This window comes from Aquabacterium humicola (assembly GCF_030167915.1).
Taxonomy (GTDB): domain Bacteria; phylum Pseudomonadota; class Gammaproteobacteria; order Burkholderiales; family Burkholderiaceae_C; genus Pseudaquabacterium; species Pseudaquabacterium humicola.
The window spans coordinates 117,027-137,378 of the sequence record NZ_JARGNB010000009.1 but is presented as its reverse complement, the minus strand read 5'-3'; the positions used below and the strand labels follow the sequence as shown (position 1 = coordinate 137,378).

General features: G+C 69.7%; 18 protein-coding genes. 11 read left to right on the top strand and 7 right to left on the bottom strand.

What is annotated here, in order from left to right; all coding sequences use genetic code 11:
- Positions 1–55 precede the first annotated feature (55 nt).
- Both moaA and P1K89_RS29020 read right to left on the bottom strand, forming a co-directional pair.
- The gene (gene moaA, locus P1K89_RS29025) at positions 56–1,165 is read right to left on the bottom strand and encodes a GTP 3',8-cyclase MoaA (RefSeq protein WP_284620032.1); all 1,110 of its coding nucleotides are present in this window, start codon (positions 1,163–1,165) and stop codon (positions 56–58) included.
- Between the two features lie 113 nt (positions 1,166–1,278).
- Positions 1,279–1,866, bottom strand: a complete 588-nt coding sequence (locus tag P1K89_RS29020) for a C40 family peptidase (RefSeq protein ID WP_350082365.1) — start codon at positions 1,864–1,866, stop codon at positions 1,279–1,281.
- A 173-nt stretch (positions 1,867–2,039) separates the two neighbouring features.
- On the opposite strand from P1K89_RS29020, the gene P1K89_RS29015 reads away from it, so the two are divergent.
- From P1K89_RS29015 to P1K89_RS29005, 3 genes are all read left to right on the top strand, one after another.
- Positions 2,040–3,938, top strand: coding sequence for a propionate--CoA ligase (locus P1K89_RS29015; RefSeq protein ID WP_284620031.1), 1,899 nt, complete (start codon positions 2,040–2,042; stop codon positions 3,936–3,938).
- Between the two features lie 89 nt (positions 3,939–4,027).
- Positions 4,028–5,881 carry a S8 family serine peptidase gene (locus tag P1K89_RS29010; protein ID WP_284620030.1) on the top strand — a complete coding sequence of 618 codons (1,854 nt, stop codon included), beginning with the start codon at positions 4,028–4,030 and terminating at the stop codon, positions 5,879–5,881.
- 31 nt (positions 5,882–5,912) lie between these two features.
- Entirely contained in the window at positions 5,913–7,913 is a 2,001-nt protein-coding gene (locus P1K89_RS29005; RefSeq protein WP_284620029.1) for a M3 family metallopeptidase, read from the top strand.
- Positions 7,914–7,970: 57 nt separating this feature from the next.
- Here the strand turns inward: P1K89_RS29005 and P1K89_RS29000 are convergent, their stop codons facing one another.
- From P1K89_RS29000 to P1K89_RS28990, 3 genes are all read right to left on the bottom strand, one after another.
- Positions 7,971–9,641 carry a PhoH family protein gene (locus P1K89_RS29000; protein WP_284620028.1) on the bottom strand — a complete coding sequence of 557 codons (1,671 nt, stop codon included), beginning with the start codon at positions 9,639–9,641 and terminating at the stop codon, positions 7,971–7,973.
- A gap of 175 nt (positions 9,642–9,816) precedes the next feature.
- On the bottom strand, positions 9,817–10,293 hold the full coding sequence (locus P1K89_RS28995) for a peroxiredoxin (protein ID WP_284620027.1): 477 nt from the start codon (positions 10,291–10,293) through the stop codon (positions 9,817–9,819).
- A 147-nt stretch (positions 10,294–10,440) separates the two neighbouring features.
- Positions 10,441–10,839, bottom strand: a complete 399-nt coding sequence (locus tag P1K89_RS28990) for an Mth938-like domain-containing protein (protein ID WP_284620026.1) — start codon at positions 10,837–10,839, stop codon at positions 10,441–10,443.
- Between the two features lie 95 nt (positions 10,840–10,934).
- On the opposite strand from P1K89_RS28990, the gene P1K89_RS28985 reads away from it, so the two are divergent.
- From P1K89_RS28985 to P1K89_RS28960, 6 genes are read left to right on the top strand one after another with little or no spacing between them, the layout of a single operon-like run.
- Positions 10,935–12,161, top strand: a complete 1,227-nt coding sequence (locus P1K89_RS28985; protein WP_284620025.1) for a pyridoxal phosphate-dependent aminotransferase — start codon at positions 10,935–10,937, stop codon at positions 12,159–12,161.
- Positions 12,162–12,211: 50 nt separating this feature from the next.
- Complete coding sequence (locus P1K89_RS28980) at positions 12,212–13,528, top strand: homoserine dehydrogenase (RefSeq protein WP_284620024.1); 1,317 nt, start codon at positions 12,212–12,214, stop codon at positions 13,526–13,528.
- A gap of 10 nt (positions 13,529–13,538) precedes the next feature.
- Entirely contained in the window at positions 13,539–14,960 is a 1,422-nt protein-coding gene (gene thrC / locus P1K89_RS28975; protein WP_284620023.1) for a threonine synthase, read from the top strand.
- The gene (gene mobB / locus P1K89_RS28970) at positions 14,957–15,487 is read left to right on the top strand and encodes a molybdopterin-guanine dinucleotide biosynthesis protein B (protein WP_284620022.1); all 531 of its coding nucleotides are present in this window, start codon (positions 14,957–14,959) and stop codon (positions 15,485–15,487) included. The genes thrC and mobB overlap by 4 nt, the downstream gene beginning before the upstream one ends.
- Entirely contained in the window at positions 15,480–16,745 is a 1,266-nt protein-coding gene (locus tag P1K89_RS28965; protein ID WP_284620021.1) for a molybdopterin molybdotransferase MoeA, read from the top strand. The genes mobB and P1K89_RS28965 overlap by 8 nt, the downstream gene beginning before the upstream one ends.
- Positions 16,746–16,747: 2 nt before the next feature.
- Positions 16,748–17,002, top strand: coding sequence for a MoaD/ThiS family protein (locus tag P1K89_RS28960; protein ID WP_284620020.1), 255 nt, complete (start codon positions 16,748–16,750; stop codon positions 17,000–17,002).
- A gap of 13 nt (positions 17,003–17,015) precedes the next feature.
- Here the strand turns inward: P1K89_RS28960 and P1K89_RS28955 are convergent, their stop codons facing one another.
- Positions 17,016–18,089, bottom strand: coding sequence for a S41 family peptidase (locus P1K89_RS28955; RefSeq protein ID WP_284620019.1), 1,074 nt, complete (start codon positions 18,087–18,089; stop codon positions 17,016–17,018).
- Positions 18,090–18,175: 86 nt separating this feature from the next.
- Positions 18,176–19,057 carry a 4-hydroxy-tetrahydrodipicolinate synthase family protein gene (locus P1K89_RS28950; RefSeq protein WP_284620018.1) on the bottom strand — a complete coding sequence of 294 codons (882 nt, stop codon included), beginning with the start codon at positions 19,055–19,057 and terminating at the stop codon, positions 18,176–18,178.
- A 278-nt stretch (positions 19,058–19,335) separates the two neighbouring features.
- Between P1K89_RS28950 and P1K89_RS28945 the strand changes: the two genes are divergently transcribed.
- Positions 19,336–19,821 (top strand): molybdenum cofactor biosynthesis protein MoaE, encoded by a 486-nt coding sequence (locus P1K89_RS28945; RefSeq protein ID WP_439898049.1) that lies wholly within the window; start codon positions 19,336–19,338, stop codon positions 19,819–19,821.
- A 7-nt stretch (positions 19,822–19,828) separates the two neighbouring features.
- Positions 19,829–20,350: a flavin reductase family protein gene (locus tag P1K89_RS28940; RefSeq protein ID WP_284620016.1), complete on the top strand. Its 522-nt coding sequence runs from the start codon at positions 19,829–19,831 to the stop codon at positions 20,348–20,350.
- Positions 20,351–20,352 lie beyond the last annotated feature (2 nt).

The window sequence follows — 20,352 nt, the reverse complement described above, 5'->3', positions numbered from 1 at the left end:
CGCTGCAAGGGACCCCTCGGGGGGCAGCGACCGGCAGGGAGCGTGGGGGCCTCATCTATCCGCCGATGTAGTGCATCTCGATGCGTCGTTCAGCCGCCGGCACCTGCGCCGCGCCGCGCAGCTCGGAGTAACGGTCATCCCGAGCGGCCCACACCGGGCCGATCGCGGCGCTGATCTCCTCGTCGCTGCGCCCGCCGCGCAGCAGCGCGCGCAGGTCGTGGCCGCGGCTGGCGAACAGGCACAGGAACAGCTTGCCCTCGGTGGACAGCCGCGCGCGGTTGCAGTCGCGGCAGAAGGCCTGCGTGACGCTGGAGATCACGCCGATCTCGCCGCCGCCGTCGGCATAGGCCCAGCGCTCGGCGGTCTCGCCTTCGACCGTCGGGTCGAGCGGCACCAGCGGCCATTCGGCCTGCAGCAGCTGGAGCACGTCGGCGGACGGCAGCACCTCGTCCATGCGCCAGCCGTTGCTGGCGCCGACGTCCATGTACTCGATGAAGCGCAGCACGAGGCCCGAGCCGCGGAAGTGGCGCGCCATCGGCACGATCTGGTGATCGTTGGTGCCGCGCTTGACGACCATGTTCAGCTTGATCGGCCCGAGGCCCGCGGCCTGCGCCGCGTCGATGCCGCGCAGCACGTCGGCGACCGGGAAGTCGACGTCGTTCATGCGCCGGAAGATGGTGTCGTCGAGCGCGTCGAGGCTCACCGTCACGCGCTTCAGGCCGGCATCGGCCAGCGCCCGCGCCTTGCGCGCGAGCAGCGAGCCGTTGGTCGTCAGCGTCAGGTCCAGCGGCTGGCCGTCGGGGGTGCGCAGCTCGGCCAGCATGGCGATCAGCGTCTCCAGGCCCTTGCGCAGCAGGGGCTCGCCGCCGGTCAGGCGCAGCTTGCGCACGCCGTGCGCGACGAAGACGCGTGCCAGCCGGGTGATCTCCTCGAAGCTCAGCAGCGAAGCCTGCGGCAAGAAGGCATGGTCGCGGTCGAAGACCTCCTTCGGCATGCAGTAGCTGCAGCGGAAGTTGCAGCGGTCGGTGACCGAGATGCGCAGGTCGTGAAGCGGCCGGCCGAGGCGGTCGGCCAGCAGGCCGGTGGGCGGCGTCAGCTGCTCGGGGATGGGCGGCACCAGCGCGCTATAGCGCAGGTCGGCCAGGGGGATGATCGTTTCGCCCATCAGCGCCCGCCCGGCCGCCCGTAGGGCGCTGAGCCCCCCTTGGGGGGAGCGAACGAAGTGAGCAGGGGGCGGACCATCCGGCCGATTGTGCGCGCGCGGGGCGCGGGCGCGCGCTAGCGGGGGCTTGCCGGCGCGGCCAGCTCGGCGCGGCGCGCGCCGGTGAAGCGGCGGGCCCAGTACGAATCCGACATGTCCTCGATGCGCACGGCACCGCCGGCGCGCGGCGAATGGATGAACTTGTCGTCGCCGACATAGATGCCGACGTGCGAGAAGGTGCGGCGCATCGTGTTGAAGAACACCAGGTCGCCGGGCTTCAGCTCGTCGCGCTTGATCTGCAGCAGCGAGGCCAGCGAGGCCTGCTCGTCGGCGCGGCGCGGCAGCACGAGGCCGATGCTCTTCTCGAAGATGTGGCGCGTGAAACCGGAGCAGTCGAAACCGGTGGACTCGGTGTTGCCGCCGCGGCGGTAGGGCACGCCGAGGAAGTCCATCGCCGACATCACGAGGTCCGAGGCGGTGTCGCGCACGCTCTGAACGAGCCCTGCGCGGTCCTTCGCGGCCTTGTGCTCGGCCAGCAGGCTCATCACCGCCTCGTCCGCCGGCGTGGCGGGGGCGTTCGCGGGCGTGGCCTGGGCACCGAATGCCGCCAGCGCGATCAGGGCGGCGGCGAGCAGGCGCTTCGAGGGCAGGGTGGGCGTCGGCACAGCGCGCGAGGATACCACCCCCCGGACAGGGGGTTTGCCCGGTGATTTCCTGGGGTTTGTGTAGCGTCAAGCGATTGCCGAGCGCCGGGCGTGGCGTCAGAGTGACGTCAGTGGCAGGCCGTGCAATGCGCGGCAACTTTGCACCGCGCCAGGCTTGCAGGAGACCCACCGCCATGACCAGCTACCGCGAGTTCTACCGCCGTTCCATCGACGACCGCGACGGCTTCTGGCGCGAGCAGGCCGCGCTGATCGACTGGCAGCGGCCCTTCGACCGCGTCTGCGACTATGACAACCCGCCGTTCGCGAAGTGGTTCGTCGGCGGCACCACGAACCTGTGCCACAACGCGGTCGACCGGCATCTGGCCGAACGCGGGCAGCAGAACGCGCTGATCTGGGTTTCGACCGAGGTCGAGCAGGAGCGCATCTACAGCTACGCCGCGCTGCATGCCGAGGTGCAGCGCATGGCCGCGGTGCTGCAGGCGGCCGGCGTGAAGCAGGGCGACCGGGTGCTGCTGTACATGCCGATGATCCCCGAAGCCGCATTCGCGATGCTGGCCTGCGCACGCATCGGCGCGATCCATTCGGTGGTCTTCGGCGGCTTCGCCAGCGTCAGCCTCGCCAGCCGCATCGACGATGCCGAGCCGAGCGTGGTGGTCAGCGCCGATGCCGGGAGCCGGGGTGGCAAGGTGGTTGCCTACAAGCCGCTGCTCGACGAGGCCATCCGCCTCGCCCAGCACAAACCCTCGAAGGTGCTGATGGTCGACCGCGGGTTGAGCCCGTTCGAGCGTGTCGCCGGCCGCGACCTCGACTACGCGACGCTGCGCGAGCAGCACCTCGACGCCCAGGTGCCCTGCACCTGGATCGAGTCGACGCAGCCGAGCTACACGCTGTACACCTCGGGCACCACCGGCAGGCCGAAGGGCGTGCAGCGCGACACCGGCGGCTACGCGGTCGCACTGGCCGCCTCGATGAAACACATCTTCGACGGACGGCCTGGCGAGACCTACTTCTCGACCAGCGACATCGGCTGGGTCGTCGGTCACAGCTACATCATCTACGGCCCGTTGATCGCCGGCATGGCGACCATCATGTACGAGGGCCTGCCGATCCGCCCCGATGGCGGCATCTGGTGGAAGCTGGTCGAGCAATATAAGGTCAGCGTGATGTTCAGCGCGCCGACCGCCGTGCGCGTGCTGAAGAAGCAGGACCCGGCCTTCCTGTCGAAGTACGACCTCAGCTCGCTGAAGCGCCTCTTCCTTGCCGGCGAGCCGCTCGACGAGCCGACCGCGCAGTGGATCGCGCAGGGTCTGGGCAAGCCGATCGTCGACAACTACTGGCAGACCGAGACCGGCTGGCCGATCCTGACCATCGCCAACGGCGTCGAGCCGGCGCCGTCGAAATTCGGCTCGCCCGGCGTTCCGATGTACGGCTACGACGTCAAGCTGATCGACGAAGCCACCGGCGCCGAGCTGACAGGCGCCAACCAGAAGGGCGTCGTCGCCATCGCCGGGCCGCTGCCACCGGGCTGCATGTCCACCGTCTGGCGCGACGACGAGCGCTTCGTGAAGACCTACTGGACCAGCATTCCGGGCCGGCAGGTCTACAGCACCTTCGACTGGGGCATCCGCGACGAGGACGGCTACTTCTTCATCCTCGGCCGCACCGACGACGTCATCAACGTCGCGGGCCACCGCCTCGGCACGCGCGAGATCGAGGAGAGCATCTCCAGCCATCCCAACGTCGCCGAAGTGGCGGTGGTCGGCGTCGCCGACCAGCTCAAGGGCCAGGTGGCGATGGCCTTCGCGGTGCTGAAGGATGCCTCGGCCGCGGCCGATGCCGCCGGCGCGCTGAAGCTCGAGGGCGAGATCATGAAGCGCGTCGACGAGACGCTGGGCGCCGTCGCGCGGCCGGCGCGGGTGCGCTTCGTGACGGTGCTGCCGAAGACACGCTCGGGCAAGCTGCTGCGGCGCGCGATCCAGGCCGTCTGCGAACAGCGCGACCCGGGCGACCTGACGACCATCGAGGATCCGACGGCGCTACAGCAGATCCGCGAGCTGGTGGGCGCAGTCTGATCCACCGGTTCTGCCGTTCGTCGCATGGCCGCTGGAGGGCTCCGGCGGCCCGCTAGCATCGGGCCCCTGGAATCCCACAGGGCCCCCCCATGCATAGACAAGTCATCGCGCCCGCCGCTGCTGCGCTGGTGCTGGCGTTCGCCGCCGTTTCGCCCGTCACCGGCTGGGCGCAACCGACGAGCACGAAGCCGCGCATCGAGAAAGCGGCCGATGTTCCGCGCTTCACCTACAGGATCGACGGCAAGGTCGAGGACCTGCTGCGTTCGGCCGAGCGTTTCGCGCCCTTCGGGGCGGCGGTGCGCCGCGACACCGAATCGCTGCTGGCGAACTACGACATCGCCGACAAGGGCACGCGCCGCGACCTGATCGCCACGCTTGCCGCGCTGGACTTCCTCGACGGCCAGTACGAGCGCGCGATCGCGCGCGCCGACGAGGTGCGCGCGCTGCAGGACAAGCCCGCCGACAAGCTGCTGTCAGGCCTGCGGCTGAAGGCCATGGCGCAGGCGGCACGCCAGCACCCGGTCGGCAGCGAGCCGTGGCGCCAGGCGGTGGCCGAGGCGATCCGGCGCGAGATCACGCCGATGCCCTATGCGGTGATCGAGAACGACATCAAGGGCGCGAAGGCCAGTGCCGAGCTGGTCGGGGAAGCGCTGATGCTGGGCCGCGCGCGCGAGGTCTGGCAGCCGATCGTCGACCAGAACGGCGCGCTGTCCAGCGACTTCGCGCCCGGCGTCGTCGCGTCGCGGCTGAACCTGCTGACCCTGCTGCCGCTGAAGACGGTGCTGATCGACACCTACGGCCGCTACCTGGCGGCGAACAAGGTCGAGAAGCCGGACATCTGGGCCGCGCGCGAAGCCGTGCTGCCGGCCGGCGCCACGCAGACCGTGACGGTCGCGGTGTGGGATTCCGGCGTCGACACCAGGCTCTTCCCCGGCCAGCTGCTGCTGGGCACCGACGGCAAGCCGGCGCTGATCGCGTTCGACAAGTACGCCCGGCCGGCGCAGGGTGAACTGATGCCGATCCCGCCGGCGCTGGTGGCCAAGCTGCCGCAGATGACGGCGCGCAGCAAGGGCCTGTCCGACCTGCGCTCGAACATCGACAGCGCCGAGGCGAGCCAGGTCAAGCAGCTGCTGTCGACGATGCCGGCCGACCAGTACAAGGCGACGATCGAGGAGCTCGGCCTCGCCGGCAACTACCAGCACGGCACGCACGTCGCCGGCATTGCGCTGGCAGGCATTCCGCAGGCGCGGCTGATGGTCGGGCGGCTGGAGTTCAGCCACACACTGAAGCCCGAGCCGTGCCCGACGCGTGAGCTGGCCGAACGCGACGCGAAGGCGCTGCAGGCGGCGGTCGATGCGTTCAGGCAGCGCGGCGTGAGGGTGGCCAACCTCAGCTGGGGCGGCAGCGTGGGCGACATCGCCGGCGACCTCGAGCGCTGCGGCACCGGCAAGACGCCGGACGAGCGCAAGGCGCTCGCCCGCGAGTACTTCGACATCGGCAAGTCGGCGCTGGTCAAGGCCTTCGCCAGCGCACCGGAGATCCTGTTCGTCACCGCCGCCGGCAACAACAACGAGGACGCCAGCTTCGCCGAGAGCATGCCGGCCGACATCGTCGCGCCGAACCTGCTGACCGTGGGGGCCGTGGACCGTGCCGGCGACGAGGCGCCGTTCACCAGCTATGGCCCGACGGTGAAGGTGCATGCCAACGGCTACCAGGTCGACAGCTATCTCCCGGGCGGCCAGCGCGTCGCGCTGTCGGGCACCTCGATGGCCTCCCCGCAGGTGGCGAACCTGGCGACCAAGCTGCTGGTGGTCAATCCGAAGCTGAAGCCGGCCGAGCTGATCACGCTGATCGTCGACACCGCCGAGCGCAGCGCCGATGGCCGCCGCAACCTGGTCCATCCGAAGAAGGCGCTTGCCGCCGCCCAGGCCGCGGTCTCCTGACCGCGGCCGACGACAACGAAGAGGAGTCTTGATGCATCCCTCCCATTCCGCTCGCCACGCGCTGGCGCTGGCCGCCGCGCTGCTGGCTGGCGCCGCCACCGCCGGTGCCGCCGATGTCCAGGCGCCCGGCCCGGCCTTCCCCAGCTTCGCGGCGGCCGCCGACCTCAAGGCCGCCTGCGACCGCGGGCTCGACACCGCGACCGCCGCGCTGAAGCAGCTCGAAGCCCGTCCGGTCGACGCCCGCTGGCTGGCCGCCTACGACCGCTTCAATGCGCAGCTCGAGGACCTGGGCTACCCGCTGCAGTTCCTGTCCGCGGTGCATCCGGACAAGTCGGTGCGCGACGCGTCGGAGGCCTGCGAGCAGCGCTGGACCGAGTTCCAGTCCTCGCTGGGCCAGAACGAGCAGCTGTTCAAGGCAGCGAAGAAAGCCAAGCCGCGCGATGCGATCGACCGCGAGCTGCTGAAGACCACACTCGAAGGTTTCGAGGACGCCGGCGTCGCGCTGCCGCCGCAGCAGCGCGAACGCGCGAAGGCGCTGAACGACCGCATCGCGGCGCTCGGCATCGAATTCGACCGCAACGTGCGCGACGCGGGCGTGCAGGTGCCTCTGACCGAAGCCGAGCTGAAGGGCGTGCCGGAGTCGGTGTGGAAGAACGCCAAGCGGGACGCCGAAGGCCGCCTGCTGCTGGGTGTCGACTACCCGACCTACGGTCCGGTGCTGCAGCTGGCCGACAGCGGTGCGACGCGCGAGCGCATGTGGCGCGCGAAGACCAACGAAGGCGGCGAAGCGAACCTGAAGGTGCTGGCCGAGATCACGAAGCTGCGCAAGGAGTACGCCTCGCTGTTCGGTGCCGCGAGCTGGGCGGACTTCGTCGTGCGCCGGCGCATGGCCGAGAGCGTGACGAAGGCGCAGGCCTTCCTGGCCGACGTCAAGGCGGCGGTCGAGGAGCGCGAGCGCCGCGAGATCGACGAGCTGCGCAAGGCCAAGGCCGAGCACCTCGGGCAGCCGCTCGACAGCGTGAAGGTCGAGCGCTGGGACATTCCGTTCTACACCGAGCGCCAGCGCAAGGCGCGCTTCCAGGTCGACCAGGAAGCCTTCCGGCAGTACTTCCCGCCGCAGGAAAGCCTGCTGTTCTGCTTCCGCCTGATCGAGACGCTGATGGGCGTGCGCTACGAGCGCGTGCCGGGCGTGACCCTGTGGCACCCGGAGGCGCAGACCTGGCGCGTCGTCGACGCGAAGACGAACAAGCCGCTGGCCACGCTGTGGATCGACCTCTACCCACGCGAGGGCAAGTACAACCATGCCGCGGTCTGGAGCGTGCGCAACGGCTCGACCGCGACACAGCGCACCCCGCAGGCGGCGCTGGTCGTCAACTTCGACCGGCAGGGCCTGACACTGGACGAGCTCGAGACGCTGCTGCACGAGCTCGGCCACTCGGTGCACAACAACCTGTCGGCGACGCGCTGGGCCCAGCAGGCGGGCACCAGCACCAAGCGCGACTTCGTCGAGGCGCCGTCGCAGATGCTGGAGGACTGGGTCTACGACAAGCAGGTGCTGAAGCTCTTCGGCCAGGTCTGCCCGAGCTGCAAGCCGGTGCCGGACAGGATGATCGAGCAGGCCAAGGCCGCGCGCGAGTACGGCAAGGGCGTGCAGCAGAGCCGCCAGCACCTGTACGCCAGCTACGACCTGGCGCTGTACAGCGGCGAGCCGCGCGATCCGATGGCGCTGTGGGCGCAGATGGAAGGCGCGACGCCGCTGGGCCATGTGCGCGGCACGATGTTCCCGGCCGGCTTCAGCCACATCGCCACCAACTACTCGGCCGGCTACTACGGCTACCTGTGGAGCCTGGTCGTCGCGATGGACATGCGCACCGCGTTCGATGGCGGCAAGCGTCTCGATCCGACGGTCGGTCGCCGCTACCGCGACATCGTGCTGGCCAATGGCAGCCAGCGGCCGCCGGCGGCGATCGTCAAGGACTTCCTCGGACGCGAGTTCAACTCGAAGGCCTTCTTCGAAGACCTGAAGAAGTGACACGCTGAAAGCGAAACGGCCGCGGGGTGCCCGCGGCCGTTCGTCTTTCCGGCGGGCTTACAGGACTTCGGAGGCGAAGTCCGCCAGCCGCGAGCGTTCGCCGCGCGCCAGCATGATGTGGCCGGAATGCGGCCAGCCCTTGAAGCGGTCGACCGCGAATGTCAGGCCCGAGCTGCCTTCGGTGAGGTAGGGCGTGTCGATCTGCGCCAGGTTGCCCAGGCAGACGATCTTGGTGCCCGGGCCGGCGCGGGTGATCAGCGTCTTCATCTGCTTGGGCGTCAGGTTCTGCGCCTCGTCGATGATCACGAACTTGTTCAGGAAGGTGCGCCCGCGCATGAAGTTCAGGCTCTTGATCTTGATCTTCGAGCGCACCAGGTCCTGCGTCGCCGCGCGGCCCCATTCGCCGGCGGAGCCGTCGCCGCGGGCCAGCACCTCGAGGTTGTCGTCGAGCGCGCCCATCCACGGGCCCATCTTCTCTTCCTCGGTGCCGGGCAGGAAGCCGATGTCTTCACCCACCGGCACGGTGACCCGGGTGACGATGATCTCGGTGTAGCGGCGCTCGTCGAGCACCTGCGACAGGCCGGCGGCCAGTGTCATCAGCGTCTTGCCGGTGCCGGCGGTGCCGGTCAGCGACACGAAGTCGCATTCGGCGTCCATCAGCAGGTTCAGGGCGAAGTTCTGCTCGCGGTTGCGCGCGGTCACGCCCCACACCGAGTTCTTCGCGTGGGTGTAGTCCTTCAGCGTCTTCAGCACCGCGGTCTTGCCGGTGATCTCGGTGACCCGCGCGTACAGCGCCGAGGCGCCGGGCGACTCGAGGTAGACGAACTGGTTGACCATCAGCGCCGGCACCAGCGGGCCGCTGATGCGGTAGAAGGTCTGGCCGCCTTGCTGCCAGCTCTCCATCGTCTTGCCGTGGCGCTCCCAGAAGTCGCCGGGCAGCGGCATCACGCCGGTGTAGAGCAGGTCGCCGTCCTCGAGGACCTTGTCGTTGAAATAGTCCTCGGCTGGCAGCCCGAGTGCGCGCGCCTTCACGCGCATGTTGATGTCCTTGGACACCAGCACCACGTCGCGCCCCGGGTGCTGGTCGCGCAGCGACTGCACGACGCCGAGGATCTGGTTGTCCGCCTTGCCCTGCGGCAGGCCGGCCGGCAGCTTGATCTCCAGCAGCTGGGTCTGGAAGAAGAGCCTGCCGCCGGCATCCTTGTGGCCGGTCTTGGCCAGCGCGATGCCTTCCTTCGGATCGAGCTTGCCTTCGCCGCCGGCCAGCCCGTCGAGCTCGCGGCTGACCTGGCGCGCATTGCGCGCGACTTCGCTCATGCCCTTCTTGTGGCCGTCGAGCTCCTCCAGCGTGATCATCGGCAGGAAGACGTCGTGCTCCTCGAAGCGAAACAGGCTCATCGGGTCGTGCATCAGCACGTTGGTGTCGAGCACGAAGAGCTTCGGCGGGCCTTCACGGTGCACCCGGCGCGGGCGCGGCTTGGTCGCGGCCGCCAGGGTCGGCGCCTTGACCGGCATGTTGCCGGCGGCGGGCGCGGGCTTGCTCGACTTGGCCGTCGGTGCGGCTACCGGTGCCGCACCGTCGTACAGGTCCAGCGACGCCGCCGCGGGCTCGGCCGCGGCGGCGGTGGGTTTCAGGCTTTTCTTGTCGGTCCGGGGCGCGGCCTGGGATTCGAAGTCGGCGGGGGTCAGCAACGCGGCTTTGGTGGCAGGCGGCTTGGGTAGCGGCATGGAGCTTTCAGGGGCGGCTGGACAAACAAAAAAGCCGCACAGTCGACTGTGCGGCTTTCGCTGAAGCGGTGAAACGCGATGGGCGACTCACGGGCATGGATCGATTATGCACAAGCGGTCGCGCGGCTCCGGTACGGGGCTGTGACAGATCGCTCGTGCAGGGGCCGCCCCGGGCTCAGGCGGCCTTCTTGAGGTCCTTGACGGCCTTGAGCACCTCGTCGACGTGGCCCGCGACCTTGATGCCGCGCCATTCGGCCCGCAGCACGCCGGTGCCGTCGATCAGGAAGGTGCTGCGCTCGATGCCCTTGACCTTCTTGCCGTACATGATCTTGTTCTTGACCACGCCGAACATGTGGCAAAGCTTCTCTTCGGTGTCGGCGATCAGCTCGAACGGCAGTTCCAGGTTCTGGCGGAACTTCTCGTGCGAGGCCATGTTGTCGCGCGAGACGCCGAAGACGACCGCACCCGCCTTCTGGAAGTCCTTGTGCTTGTCGCGGAACTGCATCGCCTCGGTCGTGCAGCCGGGCGTGTGGTCCTTCGGGTAGAAGTACAGCACGATCGCTTGGCCGGCGAAGGCCTGCGGCGTGAATTTCACGCTGCTGGTGGCTTGCGCCTCGAAATCGGGCAGGGCTTTGTTGAGGACAGGCGTCATGTGCGATGAGGGGAGTTCTGTCGTTGCGCCCCCGTCACGGCACGGAATAAACCCGGGCCACCAGGCGGCATCGGGTAGGTGGGGGCTTAGCCCGTGATTATAAAGTTCGGCAATGAAGCTCTTGCCGCGGATGGGCTAGGGAATCCCTCAGGCCCCGCGCACCGTCGCCGGAACAGGCGGCAGAAGCAGCGCCGCGACGGCCGATCGGCCCTCCGCGACCAGCACGTTGTAGGTACGGCAGGCGGCGGCGGTGTCCATGGTCTCGACGCCGATGCGCCGGTCGATCAGTGCCCGGTGCAGCGCCGGGGACACGAAGCGGATGCGCGGGCCCGAGCCGAAGATCACCAGCTCCGGCTTCAGGTCCAGCAGCGCCTCGAAGTGCCGCGGCTCGAGCTCCTCGATGCTCGACGGCTCCCAGGGCTGCACCGTGCCGACCCAGGGCACCAGCATGCTGCGGTCGAAGCGGTTGTTGCCGACCCACAGCTCGCCGGGGGCGTGGCGGGTGATGGTGTTGGTGCCGGCCAGGCTGTCGGGCTGGAATTTCATCGACGGATGGTGAAGGTCGGTGGCCGGGAGGCCGGGTTCGCACGGATAAAATTGTAGTTTTTGCAGCGCAGCAAGCGCCCGCAGGAGTGCCGACGTTGAAGCCGATCACCAAGTCCAGCAAGCTCGCCAGCGTCTGCTACGACATCCGCGGGCCCGTGCTCGACAAGGCCCGCGAGATGGAAGAAGAGGGCCAGAAGATCATCAAGCTGAACATCGGCAACATCGCCGCGTTCGGCCTGGAGCCGCCGGACGAGATCGTGCAGGACATGATCCGGAACCTGCCACATGCGGCCGGCTACACCGATAGCAAGGGCCTCTTCGCGCCGCGCAAGTCGGTGGTGCACTACTCGCAGGAAAAGCACATCGCCGGCGTCACCGTCGACGACGTCTACCTCGGCAACGGCGCCTCCGAGCTCATCACGATGAGCCTGAACGCGCTGCTCGACAACGGCGACGAGATCCTGGTGCCGGCGCCCGACTACCCGCTGTGGACGGCGTCGGTGTCGCTGTCCGGCGGCCGGCCGGTGCACTACCTGTGCGACGAAGGCGCCGGCTGGCTGCCCGACCTCGACGACATCCGCAAGAAGATCACGCCCAATACGAAGGGCATCGTGGTCATCAACCCGAACAACCCGACCGGCGCGCTGTACCCGACCGAGCTGCTGCAGCAGATCGTCGAGATCGCCCGCCAGCACCAGCTGATCGTCTTTGCCGACGAGATCTACGACAAGACGCTGTACGACGGCGAAACGCACACCAGCATCGCGTCGCTCGCGGACGACGTGCTGTTCATCACCTTCAACGGGCTGTCGAAGAACTACCGCTCCTGCGGCTACCGCGCCGGCTGGATGATCGTCTCCGGCGACAAGCGCCACGCCCGCGACTACATCGAGGGGCTGAACATGCTGTCCTCGATGCGCCTGTGCTCGAACACGCCGGGGCAGCTGGCGATCCAGACGGCGCTCGGCGGCTACCAGAGCATCAAGGACCTCGTCGCGCCCAGCGGCCGGCTCTGCCGCCAGCGCGACCTCGCCTACAACCTGCTGACGCAGATCCCGGGCGTCAGCGTCGTCAAGCCCAAGGCCGCGCTGTACATGTTCCCCCGGCTCGACCCGAAGCTGTACCCGATCACCGACGACCAGCAGTTCGCCTACGAGCTGCTCGACGAGGAGAAGGTGCTGATCGTGCAGGGCACCGGCTTCAACTGGATCCACCCGGACCACTTCCGCCTGGTGTTCCTGCCCAATTCCGATGATCTGGCCGAGGCGATCGGCCGCATCGACCGTTTCCTGGCGCACTACCGCAAACGCCACGCCGTCTGACGGCGTTCGGAACCAGCGCGCCCTTCGCAGCGAGAGTGAGAGAGAACGCAATGAAACCCATCCAGGTCGGCCTGCTCGGCATCGGTACCGTCGGCTCCGGCACCTTCAAGGTGCTCACGCGCAACCAGGCGGAGATTCGCCGGCGCGCCGGCCGGGGCATCGAGATCACGATGGTGGCCGACCTCGACACCGCGCGCGCGAAGTCCATCGTCGGCGACGGCGTCGAGGTGGTGTCCGATGCCCGCGCGGTGATCGCCAACCCGGCGATCGACATCGTGATCGAGCTGATCGGCGGCTACGGCATCGCGAAGACGCTGGTGATGGAAGCCATCGCCGCCGGCAAGCATGTCGTCACCGCCAACAAGGCGCTGCTGGCGGTGCACGGCACCGAGATCTTCGCCGCCGCGCGCGACAAGGGCGTGATGGTGGCCTTCGAGGCCGCGGTGGCCGGCGGCATCCCGATCATCAAGGCGCTGCGCGAGGGCCTGACGGCGAACCGCATCGAGTGGATCGCCGGCATCATCAACGGCACGACGAACTTCATCCTGTCCGAGATGCGCGACAAGGGCCTGGACTTCGGCGTCGTGCTGAAGGAGGCGCAGCGCCTGGGCTACGCCGAGGCCGACCCGACCTTCGACATCGAAGGCGTCGACGCCGCGCACAAGGCGACGATCATGAGCGCCATCGCCTTCGGCGTGCCGGTGCAGTTCGACAAGGCCCACGTCGAGGGCATCACGAAGCTGCAGGCCGCGGACATCCGTTATGCCGAGCAGTTGGGCTACCGCATCAAGCTGCTGGGCATCACGAAGCGCCGAGACGATGTCGGTGGCATCGAGCTGCGCGTTCACCCGACGCTGGTGCCGGCCAAGCGCCTGATCGCCAACGTCGAGGGTGCGATGAACGCGGTGGTGGTGCAGGGCGATGCCGTAGGCACGACGCTGTACTACGGCAAGGGCGCCGGCGCCGAGCCGACCGCGTCGGCCGTCGTCGCCGACCTGGTCGACATCACCCGCCTGCACACCGCCGACCCCGACCACCGCGTGCCGCACCTGGCCTTCCAGCCCGACGAGTTGCACGACACGCCGATCCTGCCCATCGCGCAGGTGATCACGTCGTTCTACCTGCGCCTGCAGGTCGCCGACCAGACCGGCGTGCTGTCGCGCATCACGACCATCCTGGCCGAGCACGACATCTCGATCGACGCGGTGCTGCAGCGCGAAAGCGCGGAAGGCGAGAAGCAGACCGACCTGATCATCCTGACGCACGACACCGTCGAGGGCCGCATGCGCGAGGCGCTGGCGAAGATGCAGGCGCTGCCGACCGTGCTGGCGCCGATCGTGAACCTGCGAAAAGAAGAACTGAACTGATCGAGCGACGATGAAATACATCAGCACCCGCGGCGACAAGACCGAGCGCAGCTTCAGCGAGATCCTGCTCGAGGGCCTGGCGCCGGACGGCGGCCTCTACATGCCGGACCACTACCCGCGCGTCAGCGGCTTCACGATCGCGCGCTGGCGCACGCTGCCGTACAACGAGCTGGCGTTCGAGATCCTGCGCATGTTCATCGACGACATCCCCGCCGATGACCTGCGCGCGCTGGTCGACAAGACCTACACCCGCCAGACCTTCGGCAGCGATGCGATCGTGCCGCTGCGCGAGATCGGCGAGGACCTGTACATCGAAGCGCTGTCGAACGGCCCGACGCTCGCCTTCAAGGACATGGCGATGCAGCTGCTCGGCAACCTGTTCGAGTACGAGCTGGGCCGCCGCGGCGAGCAGCTGAACATCCTCGGCGCGACCTCGGGCGACACCGGCAGCGCCGCCGAGTACGCGATGCGCGGCAAGCAGGGCGTGCGCGTGTTCATGCTGTCGCCGCACGGCCGCATGAGCCCGTTCCAGCAGGCCCAGATGTTCAGCCTGCAGGACCCCAACATCCACAACATCGCGATCGAAGGCGTCTTCGACGACTGCCAGGACATCGTCAAGGCCGCGAGCAACGACCTGGAGTTCAAGCGGCGCCACAAGCTCGGCACCGTCAACTCGATCAACTGGGCTCGCCTGCTCGCGCAGGTGGTGTACTACTTCGCCGGTTATTTCCAGGCCACCGATTCCAATGCCGAGAAGGTCTCGTTCGCCGTTCCGTCGGGCAACTTCGGCAACGTCTGCGCCGGCCATGTCGCGCGCATGATGGGGCTGCCGATCCGGCAGCTGGTCGTCGCGACCAACGAGAACGACGTGCTCGACGAGTTCTTCCGCACCGGCACCTACCGCGTGCGCGGCGGTGCCGAAACCTACGAGACCTCGAGCCCGTCGATGGACATCAGCAAGGCCTCGAACTTCGAGCGCTTCGTCTTCGACCTGCTGGGCCGGGACTCCGCCCGCATCGCCGAGCTGTTCGGCCCGGGGCTGGCGAAGCAGGGCGGCTTCACCCTGACCGCGGAGGAAGCCGAGCGCATCCGCCTGTTCGGCTTCGTCTCGGGCAAGAGCACGCACGCCGACCGCGTCGAGACGATCCGCGCCCTGTGGGAAGAGAGGCAGGACATGATCGACCCGCACACGGCGGACGGCCTGAAGGTCGGGCGCGAGCTGCGCGAGCGGGACGTGCCGATGATCGTGCTCGAGACGGCGCTGCCGGCGAAGTTCGCCGCGACCATCGAAGAGGCGCTGGGCCGCCAGCCGACGCGCCCGGCGGCCCTGGAGGGCATCGAGGCGCTGCCCAAGCGCTTCACCGTGATGCCCGCCGACGCCGCGCAGGTCAAGGACTACATCGCCGCCCACACCGACCCCGCTGGCGCATGAATGTCGTCGGCATCTGCGGCCCGTCGGGCGTCGGCAAGACCACGCTGCTCGAGCAGCTGATCCCGCTGCTGAAGGCGCGCGGCCTGCGCGTGTCGGTGATCAAGCATGCGCACCACGCCTTCGACATCGACACCCCCGGCAAGGACACCTGGCGCCACCGCGCGGCCGGCGCCTTCGAGGTGCTGATCGCGTCGGGCCAGCGGCTGGCGAAGATGCGCGAGTACGAGGTCGAGGGCCATCCCAGCGTGCACCAGCTGCTGGCCGAGTTGATCGACTGCGACTGGGTGCTGGTCGAGGGCTACAAGCACGCCGACATCCCGAAGGTCGAGGTCTGGCGCGCGGCCCTGGGCGATGCGCCGCTTTACCCGGACGAGCCCTACGTCGTCGCCATCGCCACCGATGCAACCGCGGCGCTGCCGGTGCCGACGGCGCGGCCGGTGTTCGACATGGCCCGCCCCGACGCGCTGGCTTCGTTCCTGGTGGACACTGCCGAGCGCTTCCACTACCGGCCCGAGATCCATGGCTGAACCGACGCGTGCGGCGCCCGCGCTGCTGCCGCTGGACGAGGCGCTCGAACGCCTGCTGGCCGTCGCGCGCGAACGCGTGATCGCCGACGCGCAGACGGTGAGCACCTTCGACGCGCTGGGCCGCGTGCTCGCCGACCCCGTGCGCTCGGCGCTGGACGTGCCGCCCGCGGACAACACCTCGATGGACGGCTACGCATTGCGCGCGGCCGACGTGCCCGCCGCCGGCACGGTGCTGCCGGTCTCGCAGCGCATTCCGGCCGGCGTCGTCGGCAGCGCGCTGGTTCCCGGCAGCGCGGCACGCATCTTCACCGGCGCGCAGGTGCCGGCGGGGGCCGATGCGGTGGTGATGCAGGAGCAGACCGCGGCGCTGGCCGGTGAGGGCCTGGGCAGCGTGCGCATCGACGTCGTGCCGCAGGCCGGCCAGTGGGTTCGCCGCCGCGGCGAGGACGTGATCCGGGGCGCCGAGGTGCTGGCCGCCGGCACGCGGCTGACGCCGCAGGCGCTGGGCCTCGCCGCCTCGGTCGGCGCGGCGGCGCTGGCCGTGCGGCGACGTCCGCGCGTCGCGCTGTTCTCCACCGGCGACGAGCTGGTGATGCCGGGCGAGCCGCTGAAGCCGGGCGCAATCTACAACTCGAACCGCTTCACGCTGCGCGGCCTGCTGCAAGCCGCCGGCTGCGAGGTCACCGACCTCGGCATCGTGCCGGACGATCGCGAGGCGACCCGCGCCGCGCTGCGCCGCGCCGCGATCGGTCATGACCTGATCCTGACCTCGGGTGGCGTCTCGGTCGGCGAGGAAGACCACCTGAAGCCCGCGGTCGAGGCCGAAGGCTGGTTGCACACCTGGGGGCTGGCGATCAAGCCCGGCAAGCCCTTGGCATTCGGCGCGGTGCGGCGCGACAGCGACGGCGGCGGCGAGACCTTGTTCATGGGCCTGCCGGGCAATCCGGTGTCGAGCTTCGTGACCTTCCTGCTGACGGTCGCGCCGGTGCTGCGCGCGCTGCAGGGCGCGCCGGCCGGGCTGCCGCCGGCGCTGATGCTGCGCGCCGACTTCGACTGGCCGAAGCCCGACCGGCGGCGCGAGTTCCTGCGCGTGCGGATCAATGCCGCCGGCGGCCTCGAGCTGTTTCCGAACCAGAGCTCGGGCGTGCTGACCTCGGCGGTGTGGGCCGACGGCCTGGTCGACAACCCGCCGGGGCAGGCGATCCGAAGCGGCGAGCTCGTGCGCTTCCTGCCGATGGGCGCCTTGATCGGAAACTGAAGATGGCCAGCGTCAATGTCCGTTATTTCGCGTCGCTGCGCGAAGCCCTCGGCGCCGGCGAAGCGGTGCCCTTCGAGCCGGGCCTCACGCTCGGCGGCCTGCGCGATGCCCTGATCGCGCGCGGCGGCAAACACGCCGCCGCGCTGGCGCGCGGCAAGGCACTGCGTTGCGCGCTGAACCAGGTGATGGCCGACGAAGCGGCGCCGCTGCCTGACGGCGCCGAGGTCGCGTTCTTCCCGCCGGTCACTGGCGGCTGACGCCGCAGCGGCTTCACTTCGCGGCGGGCGCCGCCTTTTCCAGCTCGGCGATGCGCGCCTGCAGCGCAGTGCGGACGGCCGGATCGTCGGCGGCCGCGACGATCGCCGGCAGCGCCAGCAACTGCGCGGTGCGCAAGGCGTCGTCGGCGGGCACCTTCACGTCGGGCTCGACACCGGTGCCCTCCCAGTTGGTCTTGCTGATCGGGTTGATCGCGCGGCCGGTCGGGATGAAGACATGGAAGTGCGTCGCCACCTTGACGATGTCGCCCGGGTGCGCACCGCCGCCGGTGGTCTCGCCGATCAGCGTCGCACGCTTGAGGTTCTTCAGGTTGTAGCTGAACTCCTCGCCGCCGGAGAAGGTGCGCCTGGACGTCAGCACGTAGACCGGCTTCTTCGCATCGAAGCGCTTTCCGGGCACCCAGTCCTGGGTCCAGAACTGCTCGATGCGGTTGTTCTCGCGCCAGAACATGTCGTTCAGGTGCGTGCGCTCGGCGAAGACATAACTCGTCATCAGCGCGACCGTCGCCGGGTCGCCGCCGCCGTTGCGCCGCAGGTCGACGATCAGTGCGCGGCTGTGTGCGACGAGGTTCATCGCCGCGGCGATCGCGTCGCCGGCCCACTCGGCCGGCGCGAAGCCGCGCAGGTCGATGTAGCCGATGTTGCCCGGCAGGCGCTCGACCCTCTCGACGCCGAAGTTGCGCGCCTGCTCGCTCTTCAGGTACTCCTCGCGCTCGCTGGCGGTGGGCGCGCGGTCGGCCTGGCGGTCTTCCAGCGGGGTCGGGCTGTGGCGCACGCGGATGTGCTTGTCGCGCGTGACGGCCTGCAGCGCCTCGGTCAGCCGCTCGGCGAAGGCGTCGGCGGTCGCGGCGCCATCGAAGGCGCCGGCATTCAGCTGCGCACGCAGCGCGGCCTCGACCTGCTTCGCGGCATCCGGGAAGACATACAGCGCGTTCATCTCGCGGATCGTCGATTCGACCACCGCGCGGCGCAGCCCGGCATCGACCGGGTCGTTGGGGGCCGTCTGCGCGTGGGCGGCGGTGATCAGCATCGTGGCCAGCAGGGCCAGGGAGCGTAGGCGGAGCGACATGCGGGGGCAACAGGGGCGTCGAAGAGGACGCGCATTGTGCGTCCGCCCGCCGCCCCCGCCGCCACGTCACGCCGGAGCGGCGCGGATCAGCGCGGGAACTGCGCGTCCAGCGCCGCCAGCGCCTGCCGCGCCCGTTCGACGCAGCCGGCCGAGGCCGCCGTCATCGGCGCGCGCAGCTCGTCGGCGAGGCGGCCCTCGCTCGCCAGCATCGCCTTCAGCGGCGCCGGGTTGGGCTCGGCGAACAGCGCCGTGATCAGCGGCCGCAGCCGGTACCAGAGCGTGCGGGCCTCGGCCAGGCGCTGCTCCGCGAACAGCCGGTGCAGGCGCACGAAGAGGTCCGGCCGCAGGTGTGCCGACGCGGTGATCGAGCCGCTGGCGCCGAGCGCGAGTTGCGCGAACAGCTCGTCGTCGTTGCCGGCCAGCAGCGCGAGCCGGCCATCGTCCAGCAGCGCGGTCGCGGCGCCGACGTCGGCGCTGCAGTCCTTCACCGCGCGGATGCGCGGGTGCGCGGCCAGCGCGAGCAGCGTCGACGGCTCGATGCGCACGCCGGTGCGGGCCGGGATGTCGTAGGCGACGATCGGCAGCGGCGAGGCATCGGCCACCGCGGTGAAGAAGTCGAGGATGCCGGCCTGCGCGGGCTTCAGGTAGGCCGGTGCGGTCACCAGGTAGCCGGCGATGCGATGGTGTTCGGCGAGGCGCTTCGCGCGCTCGGCCACCTGCGCCGGCCGCGGGCCGGACAGGCCCATCAGCACCGGCCGGTCGCCGGCGGCTTCGACGATGGTGCGCAGCACCGCCTGCTGTTCGTCGTCGTCCAGCAGCGCGGCCTCGCCGGTGCTGCCGCAGGCGACGAAGCCGTGCACGCCGTGGGCCGAGAGGTGTTCGACGAGGCCCGACAGCGCGGGCAAGTCGAGCGCGCCGTGGCGCAAGGGGGTGACCAGCGGCACCCAGACACCGGAGAACTGAATCATCGGAAAGACTCCATCAAGCGACCGAGGAGGAACCGGTCGATCCAGCGATGGAGGGGGTGCGGGCCGCGGGGGGTACTGCGAATGAACCGGGTCGGGCTGCCTGCTTGTCGTTCCGTCGCTCGACCGCGCCGGAACAGCCAGGCTCCGGTCAGGCGAGCGGCCGTTGTTTCTGTTTCTCGACCATGCACGCGGCCGCGGCGAACGCCGGGACGGGGGGCAGCAGGGTCGAGCACATGGGTGCGGATTCTAGCCATGCGCCGCGGGGCACAATGACGGGCATGCCGCATTCGCCGCGCGTGAGCATCCAGACCGCCGACTTCGACCTGTCGACCGAGGTCGCCGCGCTGCGGGCGGACGACGCCGGTGTCGGCGCGGTGGCCAGCTTCGTCGGCACCGTGCGCGACCGCCACGGCGAGCAGGCCGGCGTCAGCGCGATGGAGCTCGAGCACTACCCCGGCATGACCGAGGCGGCGATCGAGGCGATGATCGACGAGGCGATGCGCCGCTTCCCGCTGCGTGGCGTGCGCGTGATCCATCGTGTCGGCCTGCTGCGGCCGGGCGACCAGATCGTGCTGGTGGTCACCACGTCGGCGCACCGCGGCGCCGCCTTCCAGGGCTGCGAGTTCCTGATGGACTACCTGAAGACGCAGGCGCCGTTCTGGAAGAAGGAAACCACGCCCGACGGCGCGCGCTGGGTCGACGCGCGCGTGGCCGACGACGAGGCCCTCGCGCGCTGGGGCCTGCGCTCGGGCAACGCCGGATGAGTGCCGCATGAACGCGCCCGGCGGCGAACCGCACGGACTGATCGAGCCGCGCGTGCTGCGCAGCGCGCTGGGCCGCTTCGCCACCGGCGTGACCATCGTGAGCTGCATCGATCCGGCATCGGGCCAGCCGGTCGGCCTGACCGCCAACTCGTTCAACGCGCTGTCGCTCGATCCGCCGCTGGTGCTGTGGTCGCTGCGCCTGGCCAGCCCCAGCGTGCCGGCCTTTCGCGCGGCCGCTCACTTTGCGGTCAATGTGCTGGCCGAGGGCCAGGTCGAGCTGTCGCGCCGCTTCGCATCCCAGGTGGGCGACAAGTTCGGCGCCGGCCACTGGTCGCCCGGCCTGGGCGGGGCGCCGGTGCTGGCCGGCTGCGCCGCGGTCTTCGAATGCCAGGCGGCGCAGCAGCAGGACGCCGGCGACCACGTGCTGTTCATCGGCCGGGTGCTGCGGGTGTCCGGCGCGGCAGATGGCGGCGTGGCGCCGCTGGTGTTCCAGGGCGGGCACTACCGCATGCTGGGGGAGGTGCTGTGACG